This window comes from Streptomyces sp. UH6 (genome assembly GCF_013421635.1).
In the GTDB taxonomy this organism is placed as follows: Bacteria; Actinomycetota; Actinomycetes; order Streptomycetales; family Streptomycetaceae; genus Streptomyces; species Streptomyces abyssomicinicus.
The window spans coordinates 1-1,939 of sequence record NZ_JACADT010001039.1; the positions used below are offsets into that span (position 1 = coordinate 1).

Genomic DNA, 1,939 nt, shown 5'->3' on the forward strand with positions numbered 1-1,939 from the left:
CCGTACTCCGCGAAGGCGTCCAGGGCGAAGGGGTCGACGAGTGCGCCCGGGGAGGCGACGGCGGCCGGGTCGGCGCCGAGCAGGATCCGTTTGACCGGCACTTCCAGTTTCTTGCCGGTCCGCGAGTACGGCACGGACGGCACCGCGACGATCCGGTCCGGCACGTGGCGTGGTGACAGGGCGGACCGTATCCGTGCGGCCAGTTCCTCGCGCAGGGCGTCGTCGACCGTGGTGCCGAGGCTCGGCACCACGAAGAGGATCAGTTCGCCCATGCCCCCGGCGGGGTCCTCGAGGTGGATGACGACGCTGTCGGTGATCTCGTCGGCGTCCTGCAGGACCCGGTAGAACTCGCCGGTGCCCAGCCGTACTCCGCCCCGGTTGAGGGTGGCGTCGGAACGGCCGGTGATCAGGCAGGAGCCCGCCGCGGAGAACCGGCACCAGTCGCCGAAGCGGAACGCGTCCGGATAGGCCGCGAAGTACGCGTCCCTCAGCCGGCTGCCGTCCGGGTCGCCCCAGAGGCCGACCGGCATGGAGGGCATCGGCGAGGTGATCACCAGCTCGCCCAGTTCCCCGGCCACGGCCACCCCGTCCTGGTCGAACGCCTTGACGTCGACGGCCAGGCTCGGGCCCGACATCTCGCCGGCGTACACCGGTGTGAGCGGCGACGCCTGCACCAGCCCGGTGCAGACGTCCGTTCCGCCGCTGCCGACGTTGAGCAGGACCCGGCCGCCGAACTGCTCGGCCACCCACCGGGCGCCCTCGGGCGGGAACGGGCTGCCCGCCACCCCGAGCTGCCGCAGCCGGGACAGGTCGAACTCCTCGGCGGGCCGCACTCCCTCCTTGCGGCACGCCATGAGGTACCCGGGGCTCGCGCCCACCAGGGTCGCGCCGGTGCGCTCGGCGAGCCGCCACTGCTCCCGCAGGCCGGGGTGGAGCGGGTTGCCGTCGATCATCACGATCGACGAGCGGACCAGCAGCGCCGAGACGAGCGCGTTCCACATCATCCACGCCGTGGTGCTGAACCACATCAACCGGTCGCCGGGGCCCAGGTCCCAGTGGAAGGCGTGGTTCTTCAGGTGCTCGAGCAGCAGGCCGCCGTGGCCGTGCACGATCGCCTTGGGCTTTCCGGTGGTGCCGGAGGAGAACAGCACGCACAGCGGGTGGTCGAACGGAACGGGCTCGAAGGCCAGGGGCTCGTCGGTGTCGGCGAGCAGGTCGGCCCAGGGCACCGCGTCGTCCAGCGTGTGCGGCCCGTACGGGACATGGACGAGGTGGCGCACTCCGGGCAGCGCGGCGTGGATCTCGGCGACCTCGGCCCGCTTGTCGATCTCCTTGTCGCCGTAGGTGTACCCGGCGACGGCGAGCAGGACCGTGGGCTCCACCTGGCCGAACCGGTCGTGCACGCTGCGCGGCCCGAACTCCGGTGCGCAGCCCGCCCATACGGCGCCGAGGCTGGCGGTGGCCAGGTAGGCGACCAGCGTCTCGGGGATGTTGGGCAGGTAACCGGCGACCCGGTCGCCCTCCCGGACACCGAGGCGGCGCAGCCCGGCCCGTACCCTCCGCACCTGCTCGCCGAGTTCGGCGAAGGTCAGCTGGAGGGGCTCCCTGGTCTGGGAGTGCGCGAGGACGGCGACCGTGTCCGCGTCCTCGGGCCGGCCGAAGGCGTGCTCGGCGTAGTTGAGGGTGGCCCCGGGGAACCAGCGGGCGCCGGGCATCCGCCGGGTGGTGAGGACCTCCTCGGCGGGGGTGTGGAAGCGGACGCCGAAGTACTCCCGGACCGACTCCCAGAAGTCCTCCAGGGAGCGGACGGACCATGCCCACAGGGCGTCCCAGGACTCGAGGTCGGCCCCGCGGTTGTCCCGCAGCCAGGCCAGGAAGCCCTGGACACGTGCGTCGCGGACCTGCTCCGGAACAGGTGCTTGCAGGAGTTCGGGTTCCC

The 1,939-nt window shown here is 72.5% G+C and carries 1 protein-coding gene; it reads right to left on the reverse strand.

The annotated features are described in order from the left end of the window. Nucleotides 1–1,939: acetoacetate--CoA ligase (locus HW445_RS28905; RefSeq protein ID WP_218957479.1), on the reverse strand; the 1,939-nt coding region annotated here is incomplete at both ends.